Source organism: Rhodococcus sp. LW-XY12, from assembly GCF_019317345.1.
Taxonomy (GTDB): Bacteria; Actinomycetota; Actinomycetes; order Mycobacteriales; family Mycobacteriaceae; genus Rhodococcus; species Rhodococcus pyridinivorans.
Genome location: NZ_CP079225.1, coordinates 5,101,556 through 5,128,013 on the forward strand (window position 1 = coordinate 5,101,556; position 26,458 = coordinate 5,128,013).

Annotated in this window: 28 protein-coding genes and 1 pseudogene; 7 read left to right on the forward strand and 22 right to left on the reverse strand. The window is 67.3% G+C overall.

Translation table 11 applies throughout. The features are described 5' to 3' along the window. The first annotated feature begins 43 nt into the window (after positions 1-43). Positions 44-544, forward strand: coding sequence for an ArsI/CadI family heavy metal resistance metalloenzyme (locus KXC42_RS23675; RefSeq protein WP_006550796.1), 501 nt, complete (start codon positions 44-46; stop codon positions 542-544). Positions 545-619: 75 nt separating this feature from the next. Here KXC42_RS23675 and dnaB read toward each other — a convergent pair whose 3' ends face one another. From dnaB to rpsF, 5 genes are all read right to left on the reverse strand, one after another. Continuing rightward, positions 620-3,820 carry a replicative DNA helicase gene (gene dnaB / locus KXC42_RS23680; protein WP_219129705.1) on the reverse strand — a complete coding sequence of 1,067 codons (3,201 nt, stop codon included), beginning with the start codon at positions 3,818-3,820 and terminating at the stop codon, positions 620-622. Between the two features lie 493 nt (positions 3,821-4,313). Beyond that, positions 4,314-4,769 (reverse strand): 50S ribosomal protein L9, encoded by a 456-nt coding sequence (gene rplI, locus KXC42_RS23685; RefSeq protein ID WP_006550799.1) that lies wholly within the window; start codon positions 4,767-4,769, stop codon positions 4,314-4,316. 17 nt (positions 4,770-4,786) lie between these two features. After that, the gene (gene rpsR / locus KXC42_RS23690) at positions 4,787-5,029 is read right to left on the reverse strand and encodes a 30S ribosomal protein S18 (RefSeq protein WP_006550800.1); all 243 of its coding nucleotides are present in this window, start codon (positions 5,027-5,029) and stop codon (positions 4,787-4,789) included. Between the two features lie 41 nt (positions 5,030-5,070). Beyond that, a complete protein-coding gene (locus tag KXC42_RS23695; protein ID WP_006550801.1) occupies positions 5,071-5,589 on the reverse strand; it encodes a single-stranded DNA-binding protein in 519 nt (172 codons plus the stop codon). Between the two features lie 64 nt (positions 5,590-5,653). Further along, positions 5,654-5,941 carry a 30S ribosomal protein S6 gene (gene rpsF, locus KXC42_RS23700; RefSeq protein WP_006550802.1) on the reverse strand — a complete coding sequence of 96 codons (288 nt, stop codon included), beginning with the start codon at positions 5,939-5,941 and terminating at the stop codon, positions 5,654-5,656. Positions 5,942-6,095: 154 nt separating this feature from the next. Between rpsF and KXC42_RS23705 the strand changes: the two genes are divergently transcribed. The 3 genes from KXC42_RS23705 to KXC42_RS23715 are packed head-to-tail and all read left to right on the forward strand — an operon-like array spanning position 6,096 to position 8,430. After that, the gene (locus KXC42_RS23705) at positions 6,096-7,439 is read left to right on the forward strand and encodes a glycosyltransferase 87 family protein (protein WP_219129707.1); all 1,344 of its coding nucleotides are present in this window, start codon (positions 6,096-6,098) and stop codon (positions 7,437-7,439) included. Next, positions 7,436-8,023, forward strand: coding sequence for a GNAT family N-acetyltransferase (locus tag KXC42_RS23710; RefSeq protein ID WP_019290550.1), 588 nt, complete (start codon positions 7,436-7,438; stop codon positions 8,021-8,023). The genes KXC42_RS23705 and KXC42_RS23710 overlap by 4 nt, the downstream gene beginning before the upstream one ends. A gap of 26 nt (positions 8,024-8,049) precedes the next feature. Continuing rightward, positions 8,050-8,430, forward strand: a complete 381-nt coding sequence (locus KXC42_RS23715) for a DUF2752 domain-containing protein (protein ID WP_006550806.1) — start codon at positions 8,050-8,052, stop codon at positions 8,428-8,430. Positions 8,431-8,512: 82 nt separating this feature from the next. Here the strand turns inward: KXC42_RS23715 and KXC42_RS23720 are convergent, their stop codons facing one another. From KXC42_RS23720 to KXC42_RS23760, 9 genes and pseudogenes are all read right to left on the reverse strand, one after another. Next, positions 8,513-8,836 carry a hypothetical protein gene (locus KXC42_RS23720; protein WP_006550807.1) on the reverse strand — a complete coding sequence of 108 codons (324 nt, stop codon included), beginning with the start codon at positions 8,834-8,836 and terminating at the stop codon, positions 8,513-8,515. 121 nt (positions 8,837-8,957) lie between these two features. Beyond that, the gene (locus tag KXC42_RS23725; protein ID WP_219129708.1) at positions 8,958-9,662 is read right to left on the reverse strand and encodes a WD40 repeat domain-containing protein; all 705 of its coding nucleotides are present in this window, start codon (positions 9,660-9,662) and stop codon (positions 8,958-8,960) included. 291 nt (positions 9,663-9,953) lie between these two features. After that, positions 9,954-10,460 (reverse strand): annotated as a pseudogene (locus tag KXC42_RS23730) (transposase); the annotation flags it as partial. Between the two features lie 282 nt (positions 10,461-10,742). Further along, a complete protein-coding gene (locus KXC42_RS23735; RefSeq protein ID WP_094979692.1) occupies positions 10,743-11,354 on the reverse strand; it encodes a hypothetical protein in 612 nt (203 codons plus the stop codon). A 52-nt stretch (positions 11,355-11,406) separates the two neighbouring features. After that, positions 11,407-11,748, reverse strand: coding sequence for a lipopolysaccharide assembly protein LapA domain-containing protein (locus KXC42_RS27460; RefSeq protein WP_232333413.1), 342 nt, complete (start codon positions 11,746-11,748; stop codon positions 11,407-11,409). A gap of 261 nt (positions 11,749-12,009) precedes the next feature. Further along, complete coding sequence (locus KXC42_RS23745; protein WP_156665104.1) at positions 12,010-12,162, reverse strand: hypothetical protein; 153 nt, start codon at positions 12,160-12,162, stop codon at positions 12,010-12,012. An 8-nt stretch (positions 12,163-12,170) separates the two neighbouring features. Next, positions 12,171-12,389 (reverse strand): hypothetical protein, encoded by a 219-nt coding sequence (locus KXC42_RS23750; protein ID WP_006550812.1) that lies wholly within the window; start codon positions 12,387-12,389, stop codon positions 12,171-12,173. Between the two features lie 813 nt (positions 12,390-13,202). Further along, positions 13,203-14,450: a cation:proton antiporter gene (locus tag KXC42_RS23755; RefSeq protein ID WP_019290543.1), complete on the reverse strand. Its 1,248-nt coding sequence runs from the start codon at positions 14,448-14,450 to the stop codon at positions 13,203-13,205. 89 nt (positions 14,451-14,539) lie between these two features. After that, positions 14,540-14,839, reverse strand: a complete 300-nt coding sequence (locus KXC42_RS23760; protein WP_219129709.1) for a YrhK family protein — start codon at positions 14,837-14,839, stop codon at positions 14,540-14,542. 43 nt (positions 14,840-14,882) lie between these two features. On the opposite strand from KXC42_RS23760, the gene KXC42_RS27845 reads away from it, so the two are divergent. Next, the gene (locus KXC42_RS27845) at positions 14,883-15,155 is read left to right on the forward strand and encodes a hypothetical protein (RefSeq protein ID WP_373922203.1); all 273 of its coding nucleotides are present in this window, start codon (positions 14,883-14,885) and stop codon (positions 15,153-15,155) included. 300 nt (positions 15,156-15,455) lie between these two features. Here the strand turns inward: KXC42_RS27845 and KXC42_RS23770 are convergent, their stop codons facing one another. The 5 genes from KXC42_RS23770 to KXC42_RS23790 all read right to left on the reverse strand — a co-directional run bounded on the left by KXC42_RS23770 (position 15,456) and on the right by KXC42_RS23790 (position 21,375). After that, complete coding sequence (locus KXC42_RS23770; protein ID WP_219129710.1) at positions 15,456-15,938, reverse strand: RNA polymerase subunit sigma-24; 483 nt, start codon at positions 15,936-15,938, stop codon at positions 15,456-15,458. A 27-nt stretch (positions 15,939-15,965) separates the two neighbouring features. Beyond that, the gene (locus KXC42_RS23775) at positions 15,966-17,558 is read right to left on the reverse strand and encodes a glycosyltransferase family 87 protein (protein WP_219129711.1); all 1,593 of its coding nucleotides are present in this window, start codon (positions 17,556-17,558) and stop codon (positions 15,966-15,968) included. A gap of 9 nt (positions 17,559-17,567) precedes the next feature. Then, complete coding sequence (locus KXC42_RS23780) at positions 17,568-20,237, reverse strand: transglycosylase domain-containing protein (protein ID WP_064060760.1); 2,670 nt, start codon at positions 20,235-20,237, stop codon at positions 17,568-17,570. 523 nt (positions 20,238-20,760) lie between these two features. Further along, entirely contained in the window at positions 20,761-20,937 is a 177-nt protein-coding gene (locus tag KXC42_RS23785) for a hypothetical protein (RefSeq protein ID WP_153811623.1), read from the reverse strand. A gap of 15 nt (positions 20,938-20,952) precedes the next feature. Further along, positions 20,953-21,375, reverse strand: coding sequence for a DUF5318 domain-containing protein (locus KXC42_RS23790; RefSeq protein ID WP_172414849.1), 423 nt, complete (start codon positions 21,373-21,375; stop codon positions 20,953-20,955). A 232-nt stretch (positions 21,376-21,607) separates the two neighbouring features. Between KXC42_RS23790 and KXC42_RS23795 the strand changes: the two genes are divergently transcribed. Together KXC42_RS23795 and KXC42_RS23800 are read left to right on the forward strand one after the other, a co-directional pair. Beyond that, positions 21,608-22,165: a PadR family transcriptional regulator gene (locus KXC42_RS23795; RefSeq protein ID WP_006550821.1), complete on the forward strand. Its 558-nt coding sequence runs from the start codon at positions 21,608-21,610 to the stop codon at positions 22,163-22,165. Continuing rightward, positions 22,158-23,258, forward strand: a complete 1,101-nt coding sequence (locus KXC42_RS23800) for an inositol-3-phosphate synthase (protein WP_006550822.1) — start codon at positions 22,158-22,160, stop codon at positions 23,256-23,258. Before KXC42_RS23795 ends, KXC42_RS23800 begins: the two co-directional genes overlap by 8 nt. A gap of 88 nt (positions 23,259-23,346) precedes the next feature. Here KXC42_RS23800 and KXC42_RS23805 read toward each other — a convergent pair whose 3' ends face one another. The 3 genes from KXC42_RS23805 to KXC42_RS23815 are packed head-to-tail and all read right to left on the reverse strand — an operon-like array spanning position 23,347 to position 26,424. Beyond that, positions 23,347-24,105 carry an SDR family oxidoreductase gene (locus KXC42_RS23805; RefSeq protein WP_006550823.1) on the reverse strand — a complete coding sequence of 253 codons (759 nt, stop codon included), beginning with the start codon at positions 24,103-24,105 and terminating at the stop codon, positions 23,347-23,349. Next, positions 24,102-25,175, reverse strand: a complete 1,074-nt coding sequence (locus KXC42_RS23810; RefSeq protein WP_219129712.1) for a phosphotransferase family protein — start codon at positions 25,173-25,175, stop codon at positions 24,102-24,104. The genes KXC42_RS23805 and KXC42_RS23810 overlap by 4 nt, the downstream gene beginning before the upstream one ends. Positions 25,176-25,191: 16 nt before the next feature. Continuing rightward, positions 25,192-26,424, reverse strand: a complete 1,233-nt coding sequence (locus tag KXC42_RS23815; RefSeq protein WP_006550825.1) for an acyl-CoA dehydrogenase family protein — start codon at positions 26,422-26,424, stop codon at positions 25,192-25,194. Between the last annotated feature and the right edge of the window lie 34 nt (positions 26,425-26,458).

Consider the following 26,458-nt stretch of genomic DNA (forward strand, 5'->3'; position numbering starts at 1 on the left):
TGTGGGCGGTAATTCGATATATGTCACACAGGTGGAGGCAGTCATGTCACGCATCCAGTTCGCCCTCGACGTCGACGACCTGCCCGAAGCGGTCGCCTTCTACTCGACACTGTTCGGCACCGAACCGGCCAAGCTCGAACCGGGCTACGCCAACTTCGCGATCGCCGATCCGCCGTTGAAGCTGGTGCTGTTCGAGAACCCGGGCAAGGGCGGCACGATCAACCATCTCGGGGTCGAGGTCGACTCGTCCGAGAAGGTGCACACCGAGATCGCCCGATTGACCGAGGCGGGCCTGTTCGCCGACGAGGAGATGGGCACGACCTGTTGCTACGCCACGCAAGACAAGGCGTGGGTGACGGGTCCGGCAGGGGAGAAGTGGGAGGTGTACACCGTCCTGGCGGATTCGGCCACCTTCGGGTCGAGCCCGCAGCATCTCGACGGCACGCAGGAAGCCAGCGGCGGAACATGCTGCACGACCGGTGCCCCGGACGAGCAGCAGGACGACAACTCCACGCCGAAAACCGGCGTAACCTCCTGCTGCTGACCGCCTTTCGCTACGAATATCACGGAACCGGGACGAGATCTGTCGCCTCGCCGCCGGGCGGGGCGACGACTCGTATCAGCCTCGCGCCATGTCCACGAACCGCGACAGGTGCAGCTGGTGGGCAACGGTGATGGTCGCGGTCGGGCCGTTACGGTGCTTGCCGACGATGAGGTCGGCCTCGCCACCACGCGGGTCGTCGCGCTCGAAGGCGTCGGGGCGGTGCAGCAGGATGACCATGTCGGCGTCCTGCTCGAGGCTGTTGTGCACCGCGATGCCGTCGGCGACGAAATTGTGTGTGCCGGGCACCGTTCCGTCGTAGACGTCCTGCTCGCCGAGACTCGTGACGGAGACGATCTCGTCCCAGAACACGTTGTTGGTGGCGACCATGTCGATGTCGGCCGTGTCGAGGACATCGGCGACCCGGGCGAGCCGCGAGCGTGCACCCTCGGTGGTGCGCGGGGTGGCGGACGCGACCGGTCCGATCGGAGCGAGCTGTTCGACGGCGAGCAATTCGCCGAGCTCGGCTTCGATCTCGGGGGTGACGGTGTCGGGGCTGTGCTTGACGAGCTTCGGTCCGAGCTGCGCCAGGACCCACTGCGCCGCGGTTCCGTGCTTGCCCACGTCGTGGAGGAAGACCGCCTGGTTCTCCGCCCCGGTGACAGTGAGGTCCCAGCCCTCGACGGCATCGGTGATCCGCGCGAACACGCCGATGCGCAGGAGCAGGCGCGCGAGGTCGTCGGCCAGACGACGCTCCGCCGACCGGTAGCGGACGACGGCGCGGGCAGCGCCTGCGTCCCATGCGACCTCACCGCTGTCTTCCCAGATGTGGCAGACGAGCTCGGCGACCTGCTCCTTGGGGAGCGAGAACGCGCGGGTGGGGATCAGTCGGCCGGCCACGGCAGTGTCCGCGAGAACGGCCACCTCGTCGTCGGATGCGGGTATCACGTCGAGGGGTGCGGGCACCGCACGCGGCACTGCGACACGCTCACCGGCGACCAACTCGCCCAACGGCATCCAGCCGTCGATGGTGAGGAAGGGATGGTTCGCGGTGGCTTCGACACGACGCCCCGAGGCCAGCTCCAACCGGAAGACTTCCTTACGGCCGCTGGGGAAGACCTTCACCATCGGCCGGACGACCATCCGCATGCGTTCGTCGAGCGACCACACGAGGGGCTGTTCACCCGACTCGAGCAGCTCGCCGAGCGTGACTTCGGCACCGGTGTCGGCGCGCATGATGCGTGTGGTCGCCGGCAGGCAGCCCGACTCACGGAGGTCGGAGACCTGCGGCCGCTTGTCGGTGCGCTGCTCGGGACCACGGTTGAGCTGACACACCGCGACGACCGGAACCTCGAGTTCCTTCGCGAGAAGCTTGAGGCTACGCGAGAATTCGGAGACCTCCTGCTGACGCGACTCGACCTTCTTGCCGGACGACATGAGCTGCAGGTAGTCGATGACGATGAGACGGATGTCGTGTTTCTGCTTGAGCCGCCGCGCTTTTGCGCGGATCTCCATCATCGTGAGGTTCGGTGAGTCGTCGATGAACAACGGCGCTTCGCTGATCTCGCTCATGCGGCGGGCGAGACGCGTCCAGTCGTCGTCGGTCATGCGTCCGGATCGCATGTCGCCGAGCTTGATCTTCGCCTCCGCGGACAGCAGACGCATGACGATCTCGGTCTTGCCCATCTCGAGCGAGAAGATGACCGACGCCATGCCGTGCTTGATGGAGCACGACCGCATGAAGTCCATGCTCAGCGTGGAGTTGTGTGTGGGCACCATCGCGCGACCCGCGAGGTACATGTGGTCGCCGTCGACCTCGACGCACCGCACCGGGACCGAGGGAACCGGGCGGACGGCGACGATGCGGCGCTCGCGCGGCACGGTAGCGCGGCATTCCTTGTGCCGCACGGCCTTGCTGGGCAGGACGAAGACGTCGTCGGCGGTGGCGAAGGAGATATCGGTGCCGTCGAGCACCGGCGCGTAACCGAGGCCCGACAGGAGTTCGGCGACGCCCTGCACCAGACGCTCGGACGAGCCGACGAACCGGATGGTGCCGTCGTCGTCGATCTCTCCACCGGCGTCGAGCAGACCCGCGAGGAGTTCGCGACGCTGCGGTTCGGATGCCCGCTGGTATTCGGCGGGGATGTGGGCGCCGAGCGCGACGAGGGCGCTCGTGAAACCACCTTCGCCGTCGATACGCATGTGCAGTTCGGGATCGGACGACGGGCCGCCGAGCCACGCACCGAGCGTGAAGGGGGAGACGGGCAGCTCGGTTGCCGGGAACGACAGTGCCTCGGTGTTCGCGACGGTGTGCCCGGCGTCGGCGGTGGCGGCGAGTTCGCCCGTGGTGCGGATCGCGCCGTCGCCGGTGCGCCACTGGTGCTGCTCGTCGGCGACGATCACGGTGCCGTCGGAGAACACGACGTCGAAGCACGGCCGGCCGTGCATGACGTCGGTGGCGGCGAGGACGCGGGTGGGGCGGCCGTCGGCGCCGAGGAGTTCGTCGCCCACACCGACCTCGCCCATCGTGGTCCAGCCGGTGGGGGTGGGCAGGGGAGTGTCGAGCGCGAGGGCCTTACCCACACCGGGACGCGCGGCGACGATGATCATCTGGCCGGCGTGCAGCCCGTTGGTGAGCTCGTCGAGTTCGGCGAAGCCGGTGGGCACGCCGAGGGAGATACCGCCACGGCTGGCGATGGAGTCGATCTCGTCCATCGTGGGCTGCAGGAGTTCTTCGAGCGGCACGAAGTCTTCGGTGGTGCGTCGTTCGGCGACCTCGAAGACCTCCGCCTGCGCGCGGTCGACGATCTCGGCGACGTCCTGGCCGTCGGCGCCGGCGTAGCCGTACTGGACGATGCGCGTGCCCGCCTCGACGAGACGACGCAGGACGGCCTTCTCGGCGACGATCTCGGCGTAGTAGCCGGCATTGGCCGCGGTGGGGACGGTCTGGGTGAGCGTGACGAGATAGGCGGCTCCGCCGAGACGCTTGAGTTCGCCGCGCCGGTCGAGCTCGGCCGACACGGTGACCGGGTCGGCGGGTTCGCCACGGCTGTAGAGATCGAGGATCGCGTCGTACACGGCCTGGTGGGCCGGACGGTAGAAGTCGCCGGGCCTCAGCACTTCGAGGACGTCGGCGATGGCGTCCTTGCTCAGCAGCATGCCACCGAGCACGGACTGCTCGGCCACGAGATCCTGAGGGGGCTGTCGACCGAAGTCTCCACTCGGTTCCTCGGGAGGTCCCGAATATTCGGGATTTCCACGATCGTCAACGACGGCCACTGCAGTGCCTGCCTTCCTCCACATGTCCCCGTCCGGCGCGCTGTGCTCCGGCGGATACCTGCACGCACTCCCGGTGTCGGTACCCGGGGTTTCGTGTCCGGTTCTACTCGCCCCTACCGACATCCTGTGTGTGGAGTCGTGCGCCCGACGTTAGGGATCCGGATGACCCTCCACAACTCGGGTTGTGCACACAGTTGGGGATGAATTGTGGAAAGAGGAGGACAGCCTTGTGCACGGGATGTGTACAACCTGGGGACAACACATCTCACATCTCTCATAACTGCAGGTAGGAGCAGAAAAATGTCTGTTCACACGTGTGGAGAAGAAGAATTTCGGCGTGTCGGAGGGCCGGGCGTGTTCACCCATTCGTTCCCCGAACGACATTCCGAGGAGTCACAACGGTGTGGTTTACCCCCCGGTTTATCCACAGGCTGTGCACAGACGACGAGGAGCCCCACGCCGACCAGGCGCGGGGCTCCTCGAGGGGCCAGAATCAGGCAGCCACGACGTTCAGCGTGAACTTCGCGGTGACATCCGGGTGCAGCTTCACGACGATCTGGTGCTTGCCGGTCGCCTTGATGTGGGCCTTGGGCAGCTCGATGATGCGCTTGTCGACAACCGGGCCACCGGCAGCCTTGAGAGCACCGGCGACATCGGCAGCGGTGACCGAGCCGAACAGCTTGCCCGAGTCGCTCGAGGTCTTGACGCTCAGCGAAACGTCCTCGAGGCCCTCGATGGCGGCCTTGAGCTCCTGAGCGTGCTCGAGGCCACGCACGGCGCGAGCCTCCTGGGCACGGCGGATGCCCTCGACCTGCTTCTGGGCACCACGGGTGGCGACGATCGCCAGGCCGCGGGGCAGCAGGTAGTTGCGGCCGTAGCCGTCCTTGACCTCAACGGTGTCGCCAGGCGCACCGAGGTTGTCCACGTCAGCAGTAAGGATGAGCTTCATCGTGTCCCTCCCTTTCCTCAGCGAGTCGTCGAGACGTAAGGGAGCAGAGCCACCTCACGAGAGTTCTTGACAGCAACAGCGACGTCGCGCTGGTGCTGCACGCAGTTGCCGGTGACGCGGCGAGCGCGGATCTTGCCGCGATCGCTGACGTACTTGCGCAGCAGCGTCGTGTCCTTGTAATCGATCTGCACGTTCTTTTCCTTGCAGAAGGTGCAGACCTTCTTCTTCAAAACCTTCTCGCGCGCGGGCGACTTAGGCATGGTCGTTCTCCGTAATTTTGGATGTTCCGATCGAGGTCGGATCAGAACGGAGGCTCGTCGTCCCCGGAACCACCGAAGGAACCCGACTGCGGGGCGTCGCCCCACGGGTCGTCTCCGCCGACGTTCGTGTTCTGAGCGGGACGGCCACCGCCCGATCCACCGGAGGAACCACCGAAGCCTCCGCCACCGCCACCGCGACCGGCCTTGGTGACCTTGGCCGTGGCGTAACGGAGCGAGGGGCCGATCTCGTCGACCTCGAGCTCCACGACAGTGCGCTTCTCGCCTTCACGCGTCTCGTAGCTGCGCTGCTTGAGCCGGCCCTGCACGATCACACGCGAGCCGCGAGTCAAGCTCTCGGCCACGTTCTCCGCTGCCTCACGCCAGATGTTGCAGCGCAGGAACAGAGCCTCGCCGTCCTTCCATTCGTTGGACTGACGGTCGAACACGCGGGGCGTGGATGCAACGGTGAAGTTCGCAACCGCAGCACCCGCGGGGGTGAAACGCAGTTCGGGGTCGGCGGTCAGATTGCCGACCACGGTGATGACGGTGTCGCCTGCCATGTGGTTCCTCCTGCAGTGTGGGGAGTCCTGATGCGCCAGAGCCTACGGCCCGGCGCCGACAGGCTCACTTGCCGTGGCGCAGAACCTTGGTGCGGAGCACCGACTCGTTCAGGCCGAGCTGGCGATCCAGCTCTGCAACGGCAGCAGGCGTCGCGCTGATGTCGATCACCGCGTAGATGCCTTCGCTGTTCTTGGCGATCTCGTAGGCGAGACGGCGCTTACCCCACACGTCGACCTTGTCGACCTTGCCGCCTTCCTGGCGAATGACGTTGAGGAACGTCTCCAGCGAGGGAGCGACAGTGCGCTCGTCCAGGCTGGGGTCCAGGATGATCATCAATTCGTAATGACGCATAAGACCTCATCACCTCCTATGGACTGTGAACGGTCACGGACGTTCCGTGACAGGAGGGTCGTTGCGTCAGCAACCCATGAAGGGTACACGACGGCCCGGCGACCAGCGAAATCGCCGACCGTCGCGGGCAGGGGATTTGTCCTAGGGTGAGGACATGCGCACGAGCTCCGGGACCGTCTCGCTCGTCGCCGTCCTGACGTGCGCGGTGATGATGTGGTTCGGCTACCTGAACAAGGCCCGGTGCGCCGGCCCCACCTTCGACGCCGAGGGCCGCACGCTGCGGTTCGAGGACATCAAGGACGCCGACGTCTGCTATTCCGACATCCAGCAGTTGTGGATCGGCCGCGGCATCAACCTCCACGTCTTCCCCTTCGTCGACGGGGGCATCACCTCGTCGGGAGCGTTGACCGGGGGCACCGTCGAGTACCCCGTGCTCAGCGGGGTGCTCATGTGGATCGGGGCCATCGGTGCCCACACCGATGCGGAGTTCCTCCTGCAGTCGGCGTTGTTGCTCGCCCCCTTCGGGCTGGTCACCGCGTGGTTGCTCGCCCGGATGGCCGGATGGGCCGCGCTGTTGTGGTCGCTCACGCCGCCGCTCGTGCTCTACGCCTTCCTCAACTGGGACCTGCCGGTCGTGGCGGTCACCGTCACCGCCGTCGCGGTGCTGACGATCGAACGCTGGCCGCTGCGGACTCGCGGAGTGGTCGCGGCAGTGCTGCTGGGCGTGGGCTTCTGTCTCAAGCTCTATCCGGGCATCTTCGTTCTGCCGCTCATGGCCTATGTTCTCACCGGCGGGAGCTCACCCGATCGGAAGCGGGACGTCCCCGGCGCCCTCGCCGTCGCGGGCACGGCGGCAGCGACGGTCGCCGCGATCAACCTGCCCTTCGCGATCCTCGGCTACGAGGGCTGGCGGGCGTCGTTCGCCTTCCAGCAGAACCGGGAAGCGGACGGGACCAGCAACTCCATCTGGTACTGGGGTCTGCGGCCGCTGATGGGCGGCTACCAGGAATACGAGAACACCCCCCAGTACAACGAGCTGGTGGCCCAGTTGTCGCCGACGCTGATCGCGCTGTCGTTCGCGCTCGCCCTGTGGCTCGGATGGCGCCGATATTTCCGCGACGGCGTCTATCCGTGGCTCGGTACCGGGGCCGCGATGCTGTGCGGGTTCATGCTCTTCCACAAGGTGCACTCACCGCAGTACACGTTGTGGCTGCTGCCGATGTTGATTCTGCTGCGCGTGCCATGGGGTCTCGTCGTCGCCTATCTGCTCGCCGATCTCGCCATCGGCATCGGCATCTTCCGGTGGTTCGCCGCGACCGCCGGCGAAACGGACATGGCCCTGCCGCTCACGCTCGTCCACATCGGAGTGTGGGGACGCGCGGTCCTGCTGGTCGTGCTGTTCTTCGTCTTCCTGCGCGTCCCGCCCAGAACTCCGTGGCAGCAGACGGAACGGACGGGCTACGCTCGCCGTCCGACGACGACCGGGAGAGCGCAATGAACGATAACTGGATGGAACATCCCGTCCTCGAGGGCCCTCGTATCCGACTCGAGCCCCTCGCCGACGCGCACGTCGAAGGTCTGCTGAAGGCCGCCGACGATCCCGACACGATCTTCGCCTGGGCACACCTTGTGATCCGCGACCTCGACGACGCGCGCACGTTCGTGCGCGAGGCCGTGGCCGATCCGTCCCGGCTGCCCTACGCAATCGTCGACAGGGCGACCGGCGAGGTGCTGGGGTCGACGTCCTACTACCTCCTCGAACCGGCCCACCGCACACTGGTGATCGGCTACACCTGGCTGTCGACCCGGGTGCAGCGGACCCACGTGAACAGCGAGTCGAAACTGCTTCTGCTGCAGCGCGCCTTCGACGACCTCGGGGCCGTGCGCGTGACCTGGCACGCCGACGAACGCAACACCCGTTCGCGCGACGCCCTGCGCCGGCTCGGCGCCACCGAGGAGGGCCTGCTCCGCAAGCACCGCAGGCGCCGCGACGGCAGCTGGCGGACCACCGCGCTGTTCTCCCTCACCGACGACGAGTGGCCCGGGGTACGCGCCCGGCTCGAGGAGCGCACGGTGCGATGAGGACGAGGCGCGCGCTCGCAGCCCCCATGGCGATCGCCGTGGGTGCGGTCGCGGTGTGCGCCGCGGTGGCGTGGGCCGACCCGACCACGCCGGGCGGGGTCATTCCGCCGTGCCCCACCTACTCACTGTTCGGAATCCTGTGTCCCGGCTGCGGTTCGTCGCGGATGTTGTATTCGCTCGTCCATCTCGACGTGCCGGCAGCATTGCACTACAACGCCCTCGGTCTCGTCGCGCTGGCCGTGCTCACCGTGTCCTTCGGTCTGTGGACGTGGAGCAGGGCGCGGGGCACACCGATGCCGCGGTGGACGCGATACCGGTGGCCCCCGCACCTCGTGCTGATCCTGACGGCGATGTGGTTCGTCGTGCGCAACATCCCGGTCGCGCCGTTCACCGCCCTACGGATCTGACCGTCAGAGGATCGGGCAGTTGACCAGGTAGTCCCAGTCCGTCCCGGGATCCCCGGTCACTCGGACGAGAATCGAGGATGCGCTACCTGCCGGCACATTCACCACTGCGACCCAACTCGTGGTAGGTGCCGGTGACACCTTCCCCTCCCGACTGCCGCGACTGGTTGCACTGCTGGGTCGTCGGCAGCGATGATCCGTTGCCCAGGATCGCACTGCCCAGATCGATCGCCCGTCCACCCAGATCCACCACGCTGCCGGGCAGTTCGGACACGCTGCCGGGCAGATCGTTGCTGCCGGCGCTGCCGGTGGGAGCGGCCGAAGCGGCAACGGGCGCACCGAATGCGACCGCCGCCACCGTGACCGCCGTCAGAACCGCGCGCAGACCCGACCTGCGAATACGAGACATGCTTCCTCCGATGATCGATGCGTTGAATCCCCCACCAGGACGTTCCCACACCGCGAGGCCTGTGCGTATCCTGCTATCGGATGAATCTGTCTCGGTCGGAACATCTTCCGGCCATTCCGATTCACGCCGTGTCGCCGCACGGCGGCCGGAAGGGAACACCCGGCAGGTGCCGTTCCCATTCGTCCTCGGTCACCGGAGTGCCGACGGTGGAACACAGTGTCGCCGCGACGGGCTCGGGGTCGAGTTGCCACAGCCGTACGGAACGGTCGGGACCACCTCCGACGAGCACCGCTCCGTCGTGCGTGAAGGTGGCGTCGTAGACCCGGCTTCCGTAGGCGGTGAGCACCGCGTGGGTGATGGGGGAGTCCGGTCGGGTGACGTCCCAGATCCACGCCGACCCGTCGCCGACGCCCGCCGCGAGACGATCCCCGCCGGGGGAGAAGTGCAGCGAGTACACCGCGTCCGCCGGCCCGGTGATCCGTGCCAGTTCGCGTGGGGCGGCAGGCTCCGCGACATCCCACAGGCGCACACTGCGGTCGGTGCTCGCCGCGGCCAGGATCGTTCCGTCGCCACCGAACGCGACCGTCTGCGCCTGACTCTCGAATCCGGACGACTCGGAGATCCGAGTCGGGTCGGTGGGATCGGAAAGATCCCACAGTTCGACGAGACCGCCGGCACTCGCTACAGCCACGATGTCGGCAGTGGGATGCCACGACAGCATGTACGGATAGTTGTCGGCTTCGAAGGTGCCGACGACACGCGGAGCAGCGAGATCGGAGGCGCCGACGATCGCGACTTTCGCGTTCCCCGTCGCCGTTACCGCCACGACGGGTCGGTCGGGAGCGAACTCGACCACTCCGACGACACCGTGACGACGCCCTCGGTTGTCCCGGCGAACTGCGGCGCTGCAGGGTCCGCCAGATCCACAGGTGCACGGACCCGCCGGATGTTCCTGCTGCAGCGAGTGATCCGGTCTTCGACAGTGCCGCGGCACCGCTGAACCGATCCTCGACGGATGGGCTCAGAGACGGCAGTTCCACCGCCGCAACGGTATCGGCGATGTCCCACAGCGGCAAACCATTCGACCGTCCTCCGCCGCCCGAGTTGGCTCCTTTCGTTAGTGCGTGAGTGAGGACCCCGAAATCCGTTCGAGCAGTCCTTGTAGGTCGGCGTCGACCTGCGGTGGGAAGATGTGTCGGGTGCCGTTGATCGCGATGGTCGCCGACCGCAGCGGACGCAGCAGTTTGACGACCTTGACGATCGCGAGACCGCTGCGTTCCTGCACCACCCGGGAGACCGCCAATGCCGCGAACACCACCGTCAGGTGCGCCTCGATCGCATCGCGGGTGCGGTGGAAGATCGGCCGGGCCCGCAGATCCGTCTTCGACATCCGGAACGACTGTTCGACATGCCACAACTCGTGATACTTGCCGATGATCTCGCTCGGATCCATCAGGGAGACAAGAAGGTTGGTGACGTAGCCTTTCAGGCCGACGAGCATCCTGGCGCGTTCGAGCGAGGCAGTGTCCAGCCGCCGGCCCTTCGCGGTGACTGTCACAAACCGTGCGGACTTCGGCGCGGCGTCCCCGTCGACTACGGCCCGGGTGCGGGCTTCCTGGGCCGCCCGGCGACAACGGGCGTGGCCCGGATGTGCATGTTCATGTTCGCCTACGAACCCGATGGTCGGTGCTCGGGCTGAGAACTCCGCTCGGCCGATGCCGGGGTGGGTCGTGCCGGTGGGTCGAGGCAGTTGTCGCTGTGCCGGGATTCCTGGGTGCGTTCCTGAATCAGGGGGCGACGTCGATGACCACACGGACCGGGTCATCGAGGGCGTACACCGCGAAGGGCAGGGCCGCATCGGTGTGAGAATGGTTGAGAATTCCTGTCGTGCAGAGACGTCGAGATATCAAGGGCTCGCCGGCTGGGGCGGGAGCGGCCGCTCGGTGGGCAGCGGTTCGTTCGGGGTCCAGGCGTCGAAGGGCACCTCGAAGGTGACCGTGCCGGCTCGTTCGAAGGTGAAGGTCACCGGGTGGGTCAGGCCGGGGCGGATCGCTTCGGCGGGGAATCGGCCGCGCACCGTCAGAGGTCGATCCGGTGCCGTGGTCGGTCGGAGTTGTTCGATGGGTTCTCCGGCGGCCAGGGAACTGCCGGGCAGAAGTTCGCGTACCTGATCGGAGGCATCGAGTGTCAACTCTCCGGCGGGGGAGTCGATCGAGACGAGCCGGTCGGGGGTGGAGGACTGGTTGATGACGGTGAAGGAGAGTGTGACCTGTCCGTATCGGGGGACGGCTGGATCGGTGGGTTCGGCCTCGAAGTACACATTGCGCAGCAGCAGGTCGCCGAGTTCGGCGTTGGTGCCGTTGATGGCGGCCTGCTGGGTATCGGTTTGGGTGATCTGCCCTGCCCCACATGCGACGAGCAGGGGCGCCGTCAACGCGAGAACGAGGAGCGACCAGGCGCGGCGACGCGCGGCCGAGATGCGGTGGGTGGGTAGGCGATGTCGTGCAGGGGGTTCCACAGGGTCTCCTTTCGTCGTGATCGACCGGGCGTCGGTTCGGACGTTCGCCGGATCACTGCGCTTTGCGGTAGGCGTGGCGCAGCTGCCAGATCCGGGCGCCGCCGATCACCGCGGCGATCAGCAGTCCCGCCAGAGCTGCGAACAGTAGCGCCACGCCCAGCGGGAGGGTGAAATTCCAGCCGAAGAAGGCAATGGCGGTGCGTTCGGTGTTCTGCAGGATGAACACCAGCAGCGCGATGGTGACCACAGCTCCTACTGTCAGTGCCACCAGCATCCGGCCGGTGCGGGTCGGTTCGACCGCTCCAGCTGCGGGTGCGGTGTGGTCTGCGGACCCGGTGGGGGTTGGGTCGGCGTCACCGGAACGCCGGGCGGGGTGTGAGTTGTGGGTACGCATGATCGGTTTCTCCCTTCATCGGTCCGAAGCAGGCACCAGGGCGATCCCGTGGGTGGTCAGAATGTGCCGAGGGTGCCCTGCCACACGGCCACGAGGAGGTAGATGGCGACAGCGAGGGGATAGTAGGGATTCATCGATGTTCCTCAGCATGCTTTACATGGGCCGCACGGGGCGATGTGACATCACTGCTGCGAGGCAGTGTGAGGGGTCGAGATCTCGAGGGGTGCTCGACATGGGCGCCACGCGCTGTCCGAGGCGAGTTCAGTGCGGTTCGGTGGAGGTGTTCGGCCGTGTGTCGCCGACCGGGATGTCGCGCTCGGGCCGGTCTGCTGAGGTCGGCGCGTACATGCGGTCCAGGTGCAGCTTGATCCATTCGGTGGTCACGGTCCGGGGGAGAAAGAAGTGCGAGTTCATGATCCTGCTCAGCTGGTGGGTTGCGGATACTCGCAGTCCACGGTCGGGTTGATGCCCATGTAGTTCAGGGGTCCGGCCACGATGGTTACGGCGATGGTGCCGACGCTGGCGCAGTTGGTCGAGGCGTCACCGTAGTATCCGCGTTGTCCTGCGGCGACGGCGCCGATGATCAACCAGATCAGTATCAGGAGGCTGAGCAGGCCGGACAGGCGGCTTCTGGTTCGCATCGTGTGCTCCAATCCACGAAAGCGGCGGCATCGCGCACGGTGCTCGGTCCGCCGTCCCAACCCGATGTGTGCTGTGTGCGGGACTGGGTGCTCGATCCGATCGGCGTTACCCGGCGGGTGCGCCCTCCGATACGCTGTTCGTTGCGGCGAAGCAACTGTTGCGATCTATGGTGCATCGTGAAATCGGCGGTGGATCTTGCGCTTTCGTTTCTACGGTCCACCCTAGTAACGCGGTGGAGGCGTGCCAAGGCAGGAGAGAGGATGTGGGTTGATGGTTATGCGATTGCAATCACTCGGTGCGGTCCGGGTCAATTCGTGCCCGGAATGATCCGTCCCTCTCACGACAGGGCTACCGGTCACGCTCCTCGAGGCCGCGGGCAGAAAGGGTGTGCGCGTAGCGGCGATCGCGGTGACCTCAGCCCAGGCAGCGGCCTGGTTCGCCTCGTCCCGTCCGCCGCCACGTTCGACGAGCCGGAAGGCGAGCGTCGCGGTGATCTCAACTCTGCCGGCCGCTCGGACTCAGAGCGTGCTGGGTGTGGGAGGGTGGCCGGGTAGCCGCACCACATGCAAGAAAGAGTTGTCGATCTTGCGGATCACGTCGGCGAACTGATCGAAGTCGAGGGGTTTGGTGATGCAGGCCGTGCCGGCAGATCCTCCCGGCGATCGACCAGATGATTCGGCACACCCAGCGGCTCAGCGTGCCCAGCCCGTGGGGATGCCACAACGTTGCATAGATGTCCCGCAACGCCCCTGCGATGAGTGCCGGGGGGCTCCCCCTGCGCCGAGCGCACTGAGTAACCACGTCATTGCCGTCTACCTCCGGTCCCTATCAGGGGTCGGTTGCACGCGATCGCCTCGTCCTGCTCCGGCCCGGATGTAGAGTTTGCGTCCCGCCGCGCCGGTGAGACCGAACGCGACCGTGCTTGCGGTCAGCACGAGCGTGCCGGCGCCGAGCACGGCGTCGTCGACGCCGAGGCGTTCGGCTTCCATCGTCAGATAGAACAATGCGGATACCCCCACCGGCCCGAACCAGCCGAGATACACCGCGTCGCGCAGCGGTAGGTGCAGTGGCCGTCGCAACAACAGTACGACCGGGATCCGCCGCAGAAGCAGGACAGCGACCACCAGGGCGGGTGCCTTCCAGCCCAGCTCGGCCCACTGTTGCCACGGCAGGGCGGCGCCGAGCAGGAAGAACAACGGCAGGACTGCGAACCTGTTGACGGCCTCGTCGATCTCGACTTCGGAAGTCCGTTCGGCGCCGGTGCCGACGGCGTTGAAGGCCAGGCCGCCGACGAATACGGCGAGCACCCCGTCGACGTGCAGCAGACCGGCCACGCCGAGGATGCCCAGGGCAAGCACAACGGTGAATAACAGGGCCGGGCCGTGTGCGGTGGCGCCGTGCTTGTCACCCAGTCGCAGTGCTGCACCGCCGACGGCGCCGAGGAGTGCGCCGGCGACCAGGGCGCCGAGGACCTGCCACAGTGATTCGGTGACCGCCGCACCGGCGCTGAGTGGGCCGGCGACCGCGATCGCGGCGACCACCAGTGGCAGCGCCAGGCCGTCGTTCGCGGCGGATTCGAGCGAGAGCAGCTGTCGGTCCCGGGCGGGAAGGTCACGTTCTGCAAGATCGCCGGTGACCACACTCGAGGCCAGCACCGGATCGGTGGGACAGATCGCGGTGCCGAACAGCAGCGCCGCGGCCAACGGTAAACCGGCCATCGCCCATCCGAGTCCGGCCGAGATCGCCGCCATCGCGGGCATGACGATCAACAGCAACACGGCCAGTGCGCGGCGGTGGCGACGCACCGCGGCGATGGGATAACGCAACGCAACCGCCATGACGGACACGGCCAGCAGGATCCGGGCGAGTTCATGGAACAGACCGTGCTCGACCGTCACCGGTGCAATCGGCAACGCATCGAGCAGTTGGGGACCGAGCAGTACCCCGGCAAGCAGACCGAGTAGGGGTTCGGACAACGGCAGGCGTCGCATCGTCGAGGAAATCGCTGCCACGACCACGCCGAGCGCGCCGACCACGGCGAGAACGACATCGATGTGCATGACCGTCGCATTCCCGGATCGACCTCTGGCAATCCTGCACGGCTCAACGAGCGGGCTCGTGCGCGGATCGCGGACCCAGATCGGGACGGTCAGTAGTCGTAGTCACCGCCGGTGGCGCCGGAGTGATGTCCCAGCCGTCGCAGATGAGTGCGCCGGCTCAGGCGGATCACAGGCCGGGCGAGAAAATCGAGCGAGCCGAGCAAGAACAGCCAGGTGCCGGCGGTCTGGGTGGAGTCGAAGAAGAACAACACGCTGCCGACGGTGAAGAACACCGCGATCAGGACGTCGTTGACGATCGAGGCTGTCTCGTACCGGTTGTCGATCACGACCTGCTCCCGGCCGACGGACAGTCGCAGCGACGGATCTGCGCGGGTGCGATCGGTGGCCATGGCCGGGCGAGTACCCGCGTGCAGGTGCGGGTACGCCCCACGAATGTGGTTCGGCAGCTGGTCCGATCCGATGCCTGTGGTGCGCGTCGGTGCGGCCGCCTATCTCTGGCTGGTAGTTCGTACTGCGAATCTCGGCAAAACGAACCCTGGCCAAACTCAACGCCTGCGTGGTGCGGGTGGCGGTGCGCTCATACCGGCCGGCACCGAGTTTGTCGGTGGCCTCGGCTTCGATCAGCGCCTGCAGGCCTGCAGGCCGGTGCTGATCAGTTCGGCGAACACGCTGGCGCTGTCGGCGCCGGTGAGTGCGTCGAGCTGAGCGAGCAGGGCAGGGCAGGGCAGGGCAGGGCAGGATGATCGTGGGTCATCGCATAGCTGCTTTCTGTGAGTCACTGTGGTAGTTCACTCGTTGATCACTACGCGATGGCCCACCCCCGGTGAGGGATCGACACGCCGTGGACCTGTCCGGATGTCCTCACCAGATTCCCACCACTCCCCGGGAGTTACCCCGCCCGCGAAAAGGAAGTTCTGCTCACCTGACTGGCAGCGGACTCGAAGACCGAAGCGGCGAGGCGGCTGTTCATCTCGCACCCGTGGATGCGGACTCTGTCCACCCGGTTCAGGCCGCGCGCAGGGAACTCAGCGCCGCGTGCTGCTCGACACCGACCCGTCCCGGCGCCACGGCGAGCGCCACCGCGGTCTGCCACGAGTCGAGACCCACGATGGTGCGCAGGATGAGGATCTCCTGCTGGAGTCGGGTCAGAGGGAAGGCCCGCGGGCTCGCGAACTCGGCATCGGCCGCGTCGGCGACCAGCGTGTAGGCCAACCGCAGGAAAGGTCGGTCGGCTCCGGACGGCGCGGTGAGCCCGGCGAGAATCGCACGGCAGGCGGCCAGGGCGAGACGATCGGCGTCGGCGAAGGTACCTCCGGCAGCTTTCGCACGGGCCCGGAAGTAGGCGATCACGAGCGGATGCAGGTCGCGCAGAAGTCGTGGGATCGCGGTGGCGTCGCCGCTCGCGACCGTCCACGCCAACTCACACGTCGTGAACTGTGAGGCGGTGACATCCGTCCCCGCTCCGAATCCCCGTCCGCCGTTCGCCATTGTCCCCCCTCGTGCTCGTTCCCGAGCCTAGGGGACCGACGAAGTCTCCGACATCCCTCGTTCGGATGATTCTTCTCTTGTGACCCGATGGTGAGCAGGTCGCAACCTGGCGGGCAGCCATCGTGGCGGACGGTCGGGAGCCTGGTCGAGCACACCACCGACGGGATCGTCGACGAAGCCGTACCGCACGGGATCCCGCACCGGACGCCGGATCTGCCACAGCACAACCGCGCACAGTGCCACGACGGCGACGTCGCGCAGGAAGACCGTGGCGGTGAACCACTGCTCCGGCAGCCCCTTCCGATCGGGACCGAGGTAGTAGTACATGCGCGGAACCCACACCAGCGCATCGATCGTCATCCAGGCGACCAGTGCGCGCCGGTGGGGTACGGCCAGCACGGCGAGCGGCACGAGCCACAGCGAATACTGCGGACTCCACACCTTGTTCGTGAGCAGGAAGGCCGCGACGAGAAGGAAACACAGCTGCGCGAGGCGGGGACGGCGCGGCGCGGTGAGCCCGATCCACCCGATCGCGGCGCAGGCCGCGGCGAACAACACGAGCGAGACCCCATTGAAGGTCGAGGCCGACCAGGCCGGCCAGCCCACGAACGAGTGCAGCACGTTGTAGATCGAATCCGGATCCGCTCCGCGATCGGAGTTGAGTCGGAAGAACTCCGCCCACCCGCTCGGGTACAGCACCATGATCGGCAGGTTCACCACTAGCCACGCCGCGGCGGCCGCTCCCGCGGTGCGGGCAAACGACCGCAGGTGGCCGGTCCGCAGGCACAGCACCAGCAGCGGACCGAGCAACAGCAAGGGATACAACTTCGTCGCCGCACCGAGGCCGAGCAGGACGCCGGCGAGAACCGGTCGACGGCGGGCCCACGCCAGCAGACCACCCGCGGCGAAGGCCGTGGCCAGGGCATCGAAGTTCGTGAAGGCGTGCACCACGACCAGTGGTGACGCCGCGACGAGCGCGGCGTCCCAGATCCTGCGGCCCGCCGACATCGCGGTGGCCCACACCGTGACGAGCCAGGCGAGCGCGAGACCGACCGCGACGACGGCGAAGTAGATCGCGACCTGCAGTGCATCGGGGAGCCACGGTGTGGCGTCCCACGCCTTCGCGATGCGCATCGAGCCGTACTGGTAGAGCCCCGCGAGCACCGGATACTCCATGTACCGGGTCTGCACCTGCCCGTCCGGGCCGGGTTCCTCCCACGACGTCCGGTACGGGAAGGCGCCCTCGGCGAGCCGTTCGGCACCGTAGAGCGGAACGATGTCGGAATAACACATCGCCACGTACTGCCGGTTGCCGCTCCAGTCCAGGCCGAGCGCGCCGTCGGGACCGACGGGTCCCTGCTGGACGCAGGCCGCCTTCGTGAACCAGCCGAAGGCGAGGAAGACGACCGCGAGCAGCAACATCGCCCGCAGGGGAGTGAAGAAGCGGGTGCGCCCGAGCACGGCGTGCCGGCCCACCGGACCGCCGATGACGGCGGTCAGGCGCGACACCGTCGGGTCGGTACGCCCGGGGGTGTCGCGCCAGTCCAGGGAACGACGATCCTCGGCCGGTGGTGCAGCGGACACCACCGGCCGGGCGTCGGATCCCCGGTCGTCGCTCACGCGGCGAGGCTACCCGGCCGGAGCGTATTCGAACGCGCCCTGGGGACTACCGCCCTGCGCGCCCTGGAATCCGCCTCCCTGCGCGCCCGGGATCGCGGGGCTCTCGAGTCCCGGGATGCGGTTCTGCGGAGGCGATCCACCCTCGTCGGAGTCGTCGCCGGTACCACCGCCGGTTCCGCCGCCGGTATCCTCGCTCTCCTCCTCCTGACCGCCGTTACCGGGACGGGAGGGCGCGTTCTGGGTGGTCGTCTGCGGGGCGACACCCGGAACGGGGATGGTGACGCCGGGGAAGATCTCCACGTTCTGCGTGGTGATCTCCGGAACCTCGGGAAGACTCGGCACGACACGCGAGGTGGTGGTCTGCTCACGGGTGGCCGGAGCTGTCGTCGACGCGGTCCACGCCGGCACGCCGGAGACACCGGCGATCGGTTCCGGCTTCGGGAACGACTCGACCTCGGTGCCCTCGAGAGCGCCGTCCATCGTGTCCTTCCAGATGTCCGACGGGATACCCGAGCCGTAGATCATGCCGCCCCAGCTGTTCTCGAGGGGCAGGCCCTCCTCGGTGCCGACCCACACCGCGGTCGACAGCGACGGGGTGTAACCGACCATCCACGCGTCCTTGTTGGAGCCGGTGTCGCCGAGCTGAGCGGTACCGGTCTTCGACGCGGACGGACGGCCGCCGGCCAGGGCGTGGCCGTTCGAGTACGCGGCGATCGGGGTCATCGCGGAAGTGGTGTTGTCGGCCACCGCCGCATCGACGACCTGCTCACCGGCAGGGGTGCCACGGTCGAGGAGCACCTCGCCGTCGGACGTCACGACCTTCTGCACGAAGTACGGCTCGTGATGACGGCCGGACGCCGCGAGCGTGGCGTACGCCGAGGCCATGTCGAGCACGCGCGACTGGTACTGGCCCAGCACGATGCCGTAGTTGGGGCCGACGCCCTCCGGCTCGGTGAGTGTCTCACCGATGCCCGGCAGTTCCTTCGCGACACCCAGCTTGTGCGCCATGTCGGCGATGGCCTGCGGGCCGTTGTCCATCTCGAGCATCATCCGGTAGAAGCTCGTGTTCAGCGACCGCTTGAGCGCTTCGGCGATGGTGCACTGCCCGCACGACTCGCCCTCGACGTTGCCGATCTTGATGCCGTTGACCGTCAGCGGACCGCTGTCGTAGGTCTGCGACAACGGCACGCCCTGGTCGAGGTTGGCGGCCAGGCCGAACACCTTGAACGACGAACCCGTCTGCAGACCGGACTGGGCGAAGTCGTAACCGACACCGCTCTCCCCGCCGTAGTAGGCGCGGATCGCCCCGGACCGGGGATCGACCGACACCACCGCGGTACGCAACTCCTCTGGTTCGCCCTCGAGATTGCTCTGCGCCGCCTCGACCGCCGACTGCTGGGCCTGGGGGTCGATCGTCGTGGTGATCTGGAGACCGGCCGTATTGAGGAGGTTCTCGTCGATGCCCTCGCGGGACAACTCGGCGAGCACCTGGTTCTTGATCAGACCTTCGGGGCCGGACGACTGGTCGCCGTTGTCGAGCTCAGCGATCGGCACGTAGGCCGGGTACTTCATACCCGACCGTTCGGCGGCATCGAGCGTGCCGGCGGCGACCATGCCGTCGAGCACGTAGTTCCAGCGCGCCTCCGCACCCTCGGGGTTCTGCTCGGGATCGAGCAGCGACGGCAACTGGATCGACGACGCGAGCACGGCGCCCTCCTCGACGGTGAGCTCACCGACGGGCTTGCCGAAGTACGCGTTCGACGCCGCTGCGATGCCGTAGGCACCGCGACCGAAGTAGATGGTGTTGAGGTAGGCCGCGAGGATGTCGTCCTTGGCCCACTGGTTCGCCATCTTCGTCGACAGCACCAGCTCCTTGAGCTTTCGCGTCAACGTCCGCTCGGAACCGACGACGGCGACCTTCACGTACTGCTGGGTGATGGTCGAACCACCACCAGCGCTGTCGCGGCCGAGCACGTTGTCGCGGGCGGCACGCGCGAAGCCGGTGACCGAGAAGCCGGGATTGCTGTAGAAATCGCGGTCCTCGGCGGCGAGCACGGCGTTGCGGACGTGCACGGGGATCGCGTCGAGTTCGACCTCGGTGCGGTTGCCCTCCGGTGGGATCACCTTCGTGATGACACCCTGGCCGTCGGAGTTGAAGATGGTCGCGGCCTGGTTCGTCTGCAGCTCACCGGGGCGCGGCACGTCCTGGACGATGTACGCCAGCATGAACATGAGGATCGGGACGAGGATGCCGGCGGCGACCACGCCGTAACCGATCCGGCGGATCGTGCGCCAGCGGTTGCTCTTGCCGTCGCCCTTTCCACCCCCGGCGCCGCCACCCGAACCGCCGCCGGGCGGAACCGTGGGAGGTCCGCCTGCGGGCGGGCCACCGGCAACGCGCGTCGTGGGTGCATCGTCCGCAGCACTCGCACTCTTTGCAGCGCTCGCACCGACTGCAGCGCTCGCCGCGGAGACCCGCTGCGTCGGGGCATCCGCTCCGGGACGCTGTACACCTGCCGCGTCCGCTCCGGGACGCTGCGCACCTGCCGCGTCCGCTCCGGGACGCTGCGCACCTGCCGCGTCCGCTCCGGGACGCATGGCGACGGTCGGATCGGCCTGCGGCGTGCGCTGGACGGGAGGCACCGCGCCGGGCGGCAACGTGCCGGGACGCGGCGGCATCGACTGGTTGGGGTTACGCGGCTGGTTGGCGCCCGGGGCGGGCACCGGTCCGCGCGGTGGGTACGGCTGTCCCGGTCGGCCCTGCTGGGGGCCCGGTCCCTGCCCCTGACCGGGAGCCGGAGGACGCTGTCCCTGGCCGGGGGACTGAGGGCGCTGTCCCTGGACGGGGGCTTGAGGACGCTGTCCCTGACCGGGAGCCTGGGGCGGGTACGGCGGCCGGCCGCCGGGGCGCGGCGGTTGCTGACCTGCGGGACCACCGGGCTGTCCGCCCGGTCGGCCCGGCTGGCCCTGTGCTCCCGGCTGGCCCTGCGGGCGCGGTTGCGGCGGCAACGGACGACCCTGCACCGGGCCCTGGGCAGGGCGCTGCTGTCCCGGAGCGGGCTGTCCCGGACCCGGCTGTCCCTGACCGGCACCGGCAGGAGGACCGGGACGTTGCTGCCCGGGTTGCGGTCCGGCGGGACCGCTGCGCTGGGGCGGGACGGCCTTGTTGTCCTCGGGTTCGTTGTCGGGGGAACTCACGTACTCATCTCCAACTGTTCTCGCGACGCATCACGCCGCGGCCTCGACACTGCTCCACGAAGAGCCGATCGGCGATGCCGACGGACGGCAGTCGATCGACGATGTGCGCAGCGGACGACGCGACGATCAGGTCGTGCGGGTCGGACCCAGGAGCGAACTCCACGAGAAAGCGTACGGGCACGTTGCCGGTACCCCTTCACTCGCTGGCGGTACGACGGCTCGATCCCGTCGACCGGCGACGCGGGCTCTTGGGTGCTGGTTGCGATCCCAGGACGTACGACTGCACCAGGTGATTCCAGCTGCAGGTGCGGCACACCTCGACCACGTGAACCGAGAATTCCTCCTGGCTGGCGGCCAGACGCACCAACTCTTCGGGGGTGCGCGCCGACCCGGACACCGGACCGAGTTTGTCGCCGAAGACCCACGAGACAAGAGTCAACTGCTCCTTACGGCAGATGGGGCACATCACATCGCTGCCCCGGCCGTGAAATTTCGCCGCCCGCAGCAGATAGGGGCTCGCGTCGCAGACCTCGCTGACTCCGCGTCGCCCCGAGTAGACCTCTGCGAGCAGCGAGCGCCGCTGCAACGCGTAGTCCACCACCTGCCGCTGAATTCGCACGGCTTCCAGAGTACGTGCGGGCGATGCGGCGAGGGGCGGGGAGTGGCCCACCGGACATCGAAGACGGGTGGTCGAGGTGGCACCGACGCATGTCCGATCGGGTCCGGCGAAGGGTGCCCGCCCGCAACCGGACGTGACACGAACCGTAGGGGGCGTATCGTCGTATATATCGGCGCGATATAGTTCCGTGTCGTATCAATCGGTTGGTTCGAACGGAAACAGGAGGTGACCCGTGCTGGAACTGGCGATACTCGGGCTCCTCCTCGAATCGCCCATGCACGGCTACGAGCTGCGCAAGCGTCTGACCGGGCTCCTCGGAGCCTTCCGCGCCTTCTCCTACGGGTCGCTCTATCCGACTCTGCGGAGAATGCAGGCGGACGGCCTCATCGAAGAGGATCCGGGAATTCCCGGTCCCGTGAAACGACGTGCCCGCCGCGTCTATCAGCTCACCCCGAAGGGTCGAGAACGCTTCACCGAGTTGGTCGCCGACACGGGACCGCAGAACTACACCGATGACGGATTCGGCGTGCACCTCGCCTTCTTCGGTCGCACTCCCGCCGAAGCGCGGATGCGAATTCTCGAAGGCAGGCGCCGCCAGGTCGAGGAGCGCAGAGAAGCGCTCCGCGATGCGATCGGACGGGCCAGCGGCACACTCGATCGTTACACCCGTCAGCTCCATCAGCTCGGCCTCGAGTCCAGCGAGCGCGAAGTGCGCTGGCTCAACGAACTCATCGCCGCCGAGCAGTCGTCAGCAGCACGCAACAAAGAAGGAGAACCCGACCATGGGTGAGAACAGCACCGCGGTGCGCGTGGCCATTGTGGGCGTGGGGAACTGTGCCTCTTCCCTGGTCCAGGGCGTCGAGTACTACAAGGATGCGGACGCCGAGACCACCGTCCCCGGCCTGATGCACGTCGAATTCGGTCCCTACCACGTGCGCGACGTCCAGTTCGTCGCCGCGTTCGACGTGGATGCCAAGAAGGTCGGCTTCGACCTGTCCGAGGCGATCCTCGCGAGCGAGAACAACACCATCAAGATCGCCGATGTGCCGCCGCTCGGCGTGCCCGTGCAGCGCGGCCACACGCTCGACGGCATCGGCAAGTACTACGCCGAGACCATCGAGCTGTCCGACACCGAGCCCGTCGACGTGGTTCAGGCGCTCAAGGACGCCCAGGTCGACGTTCTCGTCTCCTATCTCCCCGTGGGTTCCGAAGAGGCCGACAAGTTCTACGCGCAGTGCGCCATCGACGCGGGCGTCGCCTTCGTCAACGCTCTCCCCGTGTTCATCGCCTCCGACCCCGAGTGGGCGCAGAAGTTCACCGACGCCGGTGTCCCGATCGTCGGCGACGACATCAAATCGCAGGTCGGCGCCACCATCACCCACCGCGTGATGGCAAAGCTGTTCGAGGACCGCGGTGTCGTGCTCGACCGCACGTACCAGCTCAACGTCGGCGGCAACATGGACTTCAAGAACATGCTCGAGCGCGAGCGTCTGGAGTCGAAGAAGGTCTCCAAGACCCAGGCCGTCACGTCGAACCTCAACGGCCCCCTCGCCGGCAAGGTCCACGACCGCGACGTGCACATCGGCCCCTCCGACTACGTGCAGTGGCTCGACGACCGCAAGTGGGCATACGTCCGCCTGGAGGGTCGCGCCTTCGGTGACGCCCCGCTGAACCTCGAGTACAAGCTCGAGGTCTGGGACTCCCCGAACTCGGCCGGCATCATCATCGACGCCATCCGCGCGGCGAAGATCGCCAAGGACCGCGGCATCGGCGGCCCGATTCTCCCGGCTTCGGCATACCTGATGAAGTCCCCGCCGGTCCAGATGGCCGACGATTCCGCTCGTGCCCAGCTCGAGGCGTTCATCATCGGAGCCGACGCGTAAGTCGTTCTCCGGCAGTATTTCCGGCGAAGGCCGCATCCCTCACGTGGGATGCGGCCTTCGCCGTTGCCGCTGTGGGTTCCGGACCCGCCTACGCCATCTTCCGGATCACCGACAGCGGCAGCACCTTCATCGCGTAGCCGAGCGGAATCCACGGCCAGCCCGGCACGTACGCCTTGGCGGGTTCCTTCTCGATCGCAGCCGCCAGTGCGCGACAACCTGTTTCGGTGTCGACGATGAACGGGACCTTCTTCACCTTCTCGTTGATCTCCGACCGGATGTATCCCGGGAAGATCGTGCTCACCGAGATGTCGGTGTCGGCGAGGTCGGCCCGCATCCCCTCACCGAGCGAGGCGACGGCGGCCTTCGACGCGGCGTAGGTCGTCAGGTTGCGCGGCATGCCCCGCACCGCGCTCATGGACGAGATGAGGACGACGTGCCCGCGCCCACGGGGCCGCATGAGCTCGAGGGCCGCTTCGCTCTGCGCCAGTGCACCGAGGAAGTTGGTGTTCGCCGTCTGGGCGTTCGCGCGGAAGTAGCCGGTACCGAGCGGTTGTCCCTTGCCGAGGCCGGCGTTGACGATCACCCGGTCGAGACCACCGAGCTCCTCGTCGAACTCGCGGAAGACGGTGAACACGTCGTCGTGCTTGTTCACATCGAGAGCGCGCACGCTCACGGTGATGCCCGGGTACGCGGCGAGCAGTTCGTCCCGCAGCTCCTCGAGCCGTTCGACGCGCCGAGCGGCGAGCGCGAGATTCCTTCCTCGCGCGGCGAATTCACGCGCCATTCCGGCACCGAGGCCGGAACTCGCACCGGTGATGAGGATGTTCCGTCGCTGCGGGCGGCTCATCGGCTCTCCTTCTCGTATCGATCGATCAATGCACTGCAACGGGATTCGAGATAGCCGACCACGATCCAGAAGTCCTTGAAGGCAGGATTGGAGGTGTGGCCGTGGTGATAGCGGTAGTAGATCTGCTGGGCGATCACGGCGAGGCGGAACAGTCCGAACACCTCGTAGAATCCCCAACCGTCCACCGGCAGTCCGGTTCGCTCGGAATAGTATTCGACGATCTCCTGACGAGTGAGCATGCCGGGGAGATCGGACGGCTGTCGCTTCGTCAGCAGCAGCATGTCGTCGTCGTCCGCCTGGACCCAGTAGGCGAGCGACGAGCCGAGGTCCATCAGGGGGTCGCCGATGGTGGCCAGCTCCCAGTCGAGGACCGCGACCGGATTCAGCGGATCGTTCTCGTCGAGGACGATGTTGTCGAGCCGGAAGTCGCCGTGGATCACGGTCTGCGCGACGTCCTGCGGCTGCCGAGCCGCCAACCACTCGGTGACACGGGCGAAGTCGGGGACGTTGTCGGTGCGGGCCTTGGCGTAGCGCGACGTCCAGCCCGCGACCTGCCGTGCGACGTAACCGGATCCGCGACCCAGTTCGGACAGTCCTGCGGACTCCGGATCGATGCCGTGCAGTTCGACGAGCAGATCGACGATGCGCAGGCACAGGGTGCGGGTATCCGCTTCGGAGAGGTCGAGTTGCGTGGGCGGATTCGTCCGCAGGATGGTTCCGGGAACGCGGTCCATGACGTAGAAGTCGCTGCCGAGCACGCTGTGATCGGTGCACAGGCCGATCATGGTGGGCACGTAGGGGTAGACCGGTGCGAGCATCGACTGGATGCGGTACTCGCGTGCCATGTCGTGACCGGACGACGGCTTCGCCCCGGCCGGCGGCCGGCGCAGCACGAGATCGCGATCCGGATAGCGCAGCAGGTAGGTCAGGTTGGATGCGCCGCCGGAGAACTGGCGGACCTCCGGCACTCCGGTGATGCCGGCGTGCTCGGCAATCCACGCCGCGACCGCGTCGACGTCGAAGGCGTCCTCCTCGCGAACGGTGCGGGCGTTGTCGGGAAGTGTGGTCATCGTCGAAATCTCCCTCTCACGCGTACTTGCCGAGTTCGAACCGGGCGACGAGCCCCTGGTGCACCTCGTCGGGTCCGTCGGCGAGACGCAGTGCTCGCGCCGCCGTCCACGCACCGGCGAGGGGGAAGTCGTCGGAAAGGCCGCCACCACCGTGGATCTGGATGGCGAAGTCGACGATCTGCTGGGTGACGCGCGGTGCGACGACCTTGATCTCCGAGACCGCCGAGCGCGCTCCGGCGAGTCCCTGCGTGTCGAGCAGCCAGGCCGCGTGCAGGACGAGCAGCCGCAGTTGGTTGATCGCGATACGGGCGTCGGCGATGCGTTCGCGGTTGCCACCGAGGTTGATGATCGGCTTGCCGAAGGCGGTGCGCTCGAGGCCGCGGCGACACGCGAGTTCGAGGGTGTGCTCGGCCAGCCCGACGAGGCGCATGCAGTGGTGGATGCGGCCGGGACCGAGCCGGCCCTGGGCGATCTCGAATCCTCGTCCGGGACCGGCGATGACGGCATCGAGCGGCAGTCGCACGTCGGTGAACGACACCTCGCCGTGGCCGCCGGGCTCGTCGAAGAAGCCCATCGTCGGGAGCATGCGTTCGACCTTCACGCCGGGGGTGTCGAAGGGCACGAGGACCATCGAATGTCGCTGGTACTTGTGGGCTTCCGGATCGGTCAGGCCCATGAAGATGAGCACCTTGCAGTCGGGATGGCCGACGCCGGTGCTCCACCACTTACGGCCGTTGAGCACGATCTCGTCGCCCTCGACCACGGCGGTCGCGGCCATGTTCGTCGCGTCCGACGACGCGACCTCGGGTTCGGTCATGCAGAAGGCCGAACGGATCTCACCGTCGAGGAGCGGGCGCAGCCACTGTTCCTTCTGCGCCTCGCTGCCGTAGTGGTAGAGGACCTCCATGTTGCCGGTGTCGGGGGCGTCGCAGTTGAACACCGCGGAGGCGAACTGCGAGCGGCCCATCTCCTCGGCGAGCGGGGCGTATTCGATGTTCGACAGTCCGGCACCGAGTTCGGCGTCGGGCAGGAAGAGGTTCCACAGGCCCTCGGCGCGGGCCTTGCGCTGCAGCTCGCGGAATTCGGGGGAGACGGCCCACCTCTCGGCGGCGTCGATGTCGCGTCGTCCCTCACCCGGGGTGCGTCGCTCGGCCCGCAGTCGCTGTTCGACGGGCGTGACCTCGGCGACGATGAACGCTCGGAGGCGTTCGAGATAGTCGCGACTGCGCTCGGACTGTGCGAAATCCATCGGGTGCCTTCCGTCGAGTTCGACCGGGAATCTG

Coding starts and splice junctions, on each gene's coding strand:
- rpsR (WP_006550800.1), bottom strand. CDS start 5,029: ATGCCTAAGTCGCCCGCGCGCGAGAAGGTTTTGAAGAAGAAGGTCTGC.
- KXC42_RS23720 (WP_006550807.1), bottom strand. CDS start 8,836: ATGTCTCGTATTCGCAGGTCGGGTCTGCGCGCGGTTCTGACGGCGGTC.
- rplI (WP_006550799.1), bottom strand. CDS start 4,769: ATGAAGCTCATCCTTACTGCTGACGTGGACAACCTCGGTGCGCCTGGC.
- KXC42_RS23755 (WP_019290543.1), bottom strand. CDS start 14,450: ATGCACATCGATGTCGTTCTCGCCGTGGTCGGCGCGCTCGGCGTGGTC.
- KXC42_RS23810 (WP_219129712.1), bottom strand. CDS start 25,175: ATGACCACACTTCCCGACAACGCCCGCACCGTTCGCGAGGAGGACGCC.
- KXC42_RS23695 (WP_006550801.1), bottom strand. CDS start 5,589: ATGGCAGGCGACACCGTCATCACCGTGGTCGGCAATCTGACCGCCGAC.
- rpsF (WP_006550802.1), bottom strand. CDS start 5,941: ATGCGTCATTACGAATTGATGATCATCCTGGACCCCAGCCTGGACGAG.
- KXC42_RS27460 (WP_232333413.1), bottom strand. CDS start 11,748: ATGCGTACCCACAACTCACACCCCGCCCGGCGTTCCGGTGACGCCGAC.
- KXC42_RS23805 (WP_006550823.1), bottom strand. CDS start 24,105: ATGAGCCGCCCGCAGCGACGGAACATCCTCATCACCGGTGCGAGTTCC.
- KXC42_RS23750 (WP_006550812.1), bottom strand. CDS start 12,389: ATGCGAACCAGAAGCCGCCTGTCCGGCCTGCTCAGCCTCCTGATACTG.
- KXC42_RS23760 (WP_219129709.1), bottom strand. CDS start 14,839: ATGGCCACCGATCGCACCCGCGCAGATCCGTCGCTGCGACTGTCCGTC.
- KXC42_RS23675 (WP_006550796.1), top strand. CDS start 44: ATGTCACGCATCCAGTTCGCCCTCGACGTCGACGACCTGCCCGAAGCG.
- KXC42_RS23745 (WP_156665104.1), bottom strand. CDS start 12,162: ATGAACTCGCACTTCTTTCTCCCCCGGACCGTGACCACCGAATGGATC.
- KXC42_RS23770 (WP_219129710.1), bottom strand. CDS start 15,938: ATGGCGAACGGCGGACGGGGATTCGGAGCGGGGACGGATGTCACCGCC.
- KXC42_RS23710 (WP_019290550.1), top strand. CDS start 7,436: ATGAACGATAACTGGATGGAACATCCCGTCCTCGAGGGCCCTCGTATC.
- KXC42_RS23780 (WP_064060760.1), bottom strand. CDS start 20,237: ATGCCGCCGCGTCCCGGCACGTTGCCGCCCGGCGCGGTGCCTCCCGTC.
- KXC42_RS23715 (WP_006550806.1), top strand. CDS start 8,050: ATGGCGATCGCCGTGGGTGCGGTCGCGGTGTGCGCCGCGGTGGCGTGG.
- KXC42_RS27845 (WP_373922203.1), top strand. CDS start 14,883: ATGTGGTTCGGCAGCTGGTCCGATCCGATGCCTGTGGTGCGCGTCGGT.
- KXC42_RS23705 (WP_219129707.1), top strand. CDS start 6,096: ATGCGCACGAGCTCCGGGACCGTCTCGCTCGTCGCCGTCCTGACGTGC.
- KXC42_RS23800 (WP_006550822.1), top strand. CDS start 22,158: ATGGGTGAGAACAGCACCGCGGTGCGCGTGGCCATTGTGGGCGTGGGG.
- KXC42_RS23815 (WP_006550825.1), bottom strand. CDS start 26,424: ATGGATTTCGCACAGTCCGAGCGCAGTCGCGACTATCTCGAACGCCTC.